Source organism: Ruegeria sp. AD11(2025) (assembly GCF_056542405.1).
Map to the genome: position 1 here is coordinate 1 of NZ_JBQFZU010000073.1, position 4,013 is coordinate 4,013.

At 51.6% G+C, this 4,013-nt stretch carries 4 protein-coding genes and 1 pseudogene; 1 reads left to right on the forward strand and 4 read right to left on the reverse strand.

What is annotated here, in order from left to right; translation table 11 throughout:
• A partial coding sequence (locus ACR1XY_RS24140) for a hypothetical protein (RefSeq protein WP_480597300.1) occupies positions 1-226 on the forward strand: 226 nt, incomplete at its 5' end.
• Between the two features lie 3 nt (positions 227-229).
• Here the strand turns inward: ACR1XY_RS24140 and ACR1XY_RS24145 are convergent.
• The 4 genes and pseudogenes from ACR1XY_RS24145 to repB all read right to left on the reverse strand — a co-directional run.
• Positions 230-316, reverse strand: a pseudogene (locus tag ACR1XY_RS24145) (AAA family ATPase); the annotation flags it as partial.
• Between the two features lie 197 nt (positions 317-513).
• The gene (locus tag ACR1XY_RS24150) at positions 514-1,623 is read right to left on the reverse strand and encodes a DUF4172 domain-containing protein (RefSeq protein WP_480597293.1); all 1,110 of its coding nucleotides are present in this window, start codon (positions 1,621-1,623) and stop codon (positions 514-516) included.
• A gap of 154 nt (positions 1,624-1,777) precedes the next feature.
• A complete protein-coding gene (locus ACR1XY_RS24155) occupies positions 1,778-2,833 on the reverse strand; it encodes a helix-turn-helix domain-containing protein (protein ID WP_480597295.1) in 1,056 nt (351 codons plus the stop codon).
• A 177-nt stretch (positions 2,834-3,010) separates the two neighbouring features.
• On the reverse strand, positions 3,011-3,883 hold the full coding sequence (gene repB, locus ACR1XY_RS24160) for a plasmid partitioning protein RepB (protein ID WP_480597297.1): 873 nt from the start codon (positions 3,881-3,883) through the stop codon (positions 3,011-3,013).
• Between the last annotated feature and the right edge of the window lie 130 nt (positions 3,884-4,013).

Consider the following 4,013-nt stretch of genomic DNA (forward strand, 5'->3'; position numbering starts at 1 on the left):
GGCCGCATACATGTCAGCACCTGGCTACGCGAATTACCAGCCAAAGATTCTTCTTGCCCAAAGGGGGATGTCCATACATGTCGCAAACTTTCTGGATAGTTATGCATCATTGAAATTGGCGGGCAGTTTCGGTCCCGAGATCAAAGACGAGCTCGACCTTAGTGAGATCCGCCGCGTGGGCGTGGTGGCATACCATGTCCTCTGCCGAGCGTTCTGCTCCCGATGACTGTCCGAACAGGGCGAAAGAGATGCCGTCGAATATGGTCGTCTTGCCAGCACCAGTCTCTCCATTGATGCCGAATATCCCGGCATCCATGGCTGCAGTGAAGTCTACAACCTCGGTACTTGCGTAGGCGTTTGGTCCCAACTTCGTCAATCTCCATTTGATGCTCGTGCGATCTTGCAGTCCCGCTTCAACTCATTCGCCAAGGTCCGCTAACGCAGATGCTGTCATTTCAGTTCGCAATCGCAGCGAACTTCCGCTTCCCTCCCTTCGTGCCGTATTTCAGCCCCCTACCCGTCCCGATCCAGCTTTAACCAATATCGCGTGTACCGAAGTTCACCCGTTCGGCTCAGAGCACCTTTCTCTACCAGATCCTGCAGATCCCGCGTCGCCGTGGCGCGCGACGTTCCTGTGATCGAAATATAGTTCTCGGCGCTCAGCCCGCCTTTGAACCCTTCCGGTCCAGCCTTAAACAAACGTGCGATTACCTTGCCTTGGCGGGGATTGAATTGATCACGATGCCTGTCATAGAAATGCGTCTTGGCAATAAAGAAGCCGACCCGCTCAAGCGTCACCTGCTGTGCTGTAAGGACTGTCTCTGCAAACCAGATAAGCCATGGTGTCACGTCTAGCGTCTTTTGATGACGTTCGAGTTGGTCGTAATATGCCTTCCGCTCTCGCTCGATCGTGAAAGCAAGGGCAATCAGGCTTGGCTGACCAATATTTTGCGCCAGGGATTTTTCCGCCAGCGCCCTGCCCAACCGACCATTGCCGTCTTCAAAGGGGTGAATGCTCTCGAAATACAGATGGCTCAATCCGGCCCGGATCAGTGCGCGCAATGGTTCGGGACCATTTGGTGCGGTCCGATTGAACCAGGTTACGAAATGATCCATTTCAGTCGGCACCTGATGCGAGGGCGGCGCTTCGAAATGCACCGTTGGGCGGTCTAAGCGGCCTGAGACGATTTGCATCGCATCTTCGTGGCTCCGGTATGATCCAATCTTTTCCAGATGCCTGTCATGAGACAGAAGCATGTCATGCCACCGAAACAGGGTGCCATGTGATAGCGGCTCCGAATAGGTGGAGTAAACATCCACCATCATCTCTGAAACGCCCTGCTCGCGCGGTTTGGATGGATAGCTGTCGGGAGCCAATCCAAGATGCCTACGCAAGGAAGATTGCACGCTGAGCCGATCCAGCATCTCACCTTCGATCGCGCTGGTTTTCATTGCTTCTTCGCTTAGCAGATCGATACGCAATTGATCTCGATCCGATGTGTTCACATGATGAACCGCTCCAATAACTTCCCCTGAGGACAACAGAAACTGTTGCTCGTATGGTTCGAGTCTTGTGGCGTCGTAACGAAAGGTCGGCCAGTCAGTGTTCTGCCAGTTCCACATCGTGAGGTATAAGCCTTCTTTCTATAGCTCACTATTTATGGGTCTGTGATTTATAGAGGTCAATCCTATTGCTCACCTTTTTCAAATTCTTCAATCCGATCATCGATTGGAGGTGTAGGTTGAAAACGGTAAATTTCATCCTGTTTCCCAAAATTTAGGTAGCATTGGAGGTCCGCGAGAGCATTGCCTTTGGAGACAACTCTCCCTTTTCGATCTTAGCCAGCAAAGAAATCAGGTAAGCCCCTGGAGACTGTATGTTCTCAGCACGTTGAAAAATGTATCCGAGAACAACGAAGCGAATAGCTGGGCCAAACGTTGATTTCATTGCATACCAGGTTTGGCCAAGCCGTAGATACTCGGCGATATCATCCATAAGCCGATCACAGTGGTGCTGATCTTTTGCAAAGCGTAGTTCTGAGCATAGCCGTGGAAAACTGCGCTCCATTTGGTCTGGAGAAACTTGAATCTGAGAAAGTTTTTCTTTCTTAACTTCCGGATTCAAAGAGTCCTCTTTGTGCCCCTCAATTTCACTGTCACTGGCCCTCAAATTTTCTGTATCTGTCTGTGTTATCTCGGAGATTTCCACAGAGATTTCTGCCAGCAGCTCGCTGAGCACATTCGCATCTGGTTTGCGACGCAGAGCATTGCGTACGGTGGTCATCAAACCCGAGATTTTGGTGTCGTCTGCTAGGAGCTCCCTGAGGCGTGCCAGAGCGGCCGAAACCTTGTCGCGGAGTACAGTGAACTCCAGAACTCGATCAGCATGCCTCTGGGCTTCCTGGATGAACTCAGCGTGCCGTTCAGACAAGGGCATCAGGGAGAGCCCAGTTGCAGTGACCACCCTGCCCTGTCGGTTCCGACGTGCCCAACGTTTTCCATTTGCGCTCATGACGCGACGGATAAGTCCAAGCTCAACCAGAGCCGAAATATGGCGCTCAACGGTCTGTACGCTGACATGAGTTCGTTTGGCGATCGCCGCGTTGGAGGCGAAACAAATGTGATGATCATCTTGGTCCGCAGTAATCTGATCACCGCCCACAAAAGAAATCATCGCTCTCAGGACATTGAGAGTTGTGGATTTTAACCCAAGAGGTTCTCTGGCCTCTTCAACGGCGCGAAGAAGTATCCATTTTTTGGGCGTACTACTCCCCTGCCCTGCCGTTCCCGACAAGGTTGCTCCATTTGGAGCCAATGCTGTTAGTGTTTTCATGATTATCTATTGGCAGACAAAATTTACCCGTTCGCTCAAGAGCGTTTTTTCTTGTGTGGCGATTCGGGTGCTGCTAGATTCTAGGTGTCTAATCTAAGAATTGCGCTTTGCGCAGCAGCCCTCGAAGCTCCGGTTTCGGGGGTTTTGTTTGTTTGCCTTCCTCCTTTCTGCTCGTCCTCAGTTCTTTTTCTCGGCGTTTACAGCTGTAAACTCAGCGTGTGAGCGCTTGATGATTTCAGCCATGTTTTTGTCCAACCAGCTAGCGAAGCCGGCGTTAGCTCCAGTTCTTTTGACTGAAACAGTTAGTGATCCGTTGGAGGATTTGATTGTAACGCCTTCGATTGGGCTGACTTCGGCTGCACCTTCTCTTTGTCGTGCACCACGTTTGGCAGCTGCTTTAAGGAGCATTTCCAGCCGATCATCTGACGACATTGATGGCTCAATGGTTTCTAGCAGGTTTGCAGCTTCTTCTTCCGCTAGCTTGCCTGCAATGAAGTGTTCTGCAAGCACGGTCCATTTTGGGCGGCCAGATTTTGGGGCTGCGCCTATCATGTCACCAATCGTTGCAGGAACATGTTGCGTAACTTTTGTCAGGTGGGACAGCCCTGATTTCGAAAGGTTCAATACTTGCCGCACCGTTGCAGTGCCATGCCCTGAAGTCAGGATCGCCTCGGCGAAACGTGCTTTCTCGTAGAAAGAAAGATTGCGTCTCGCAGCATTCTCAAGCCCCTTGGCGAGAAGCGCTGAAGCATCGTCGATATCCTGAACATTAGCGCGGACTTTAATGCCGAGTTCACGACAGGCCTTGAGTCTCCTTCTCCCATAAATTGCCTCGTACCGACCGTCGGATTTTGATTTTCTGACAAGAATGGGAACTTGTTGGCCACCGTCTTGTATGCTCGACATCAAGCTTTCGAAACTATCGTCTTCTTCGTCAGTGTTTACAGCTGTAAACTCACCAAGCCTATCGGCTGGCCCCCAATCGTCGATCAGAGCAGGGGCGTTGGGTTTTGGGGCTTTATCGATGGCCTTGGGGCTGGAGCGCGCGATGGGGTGTTGTCACGTTAACTTCCGACCCACCAAGGAATGCTGATGCCCGGACTTCAAGCAGCTCGAGTGGCGGCATTCCAGGCGTCAAATGCTTCGAGGCGGTGATATCGAATTGTTAAGGCTGAGCGAC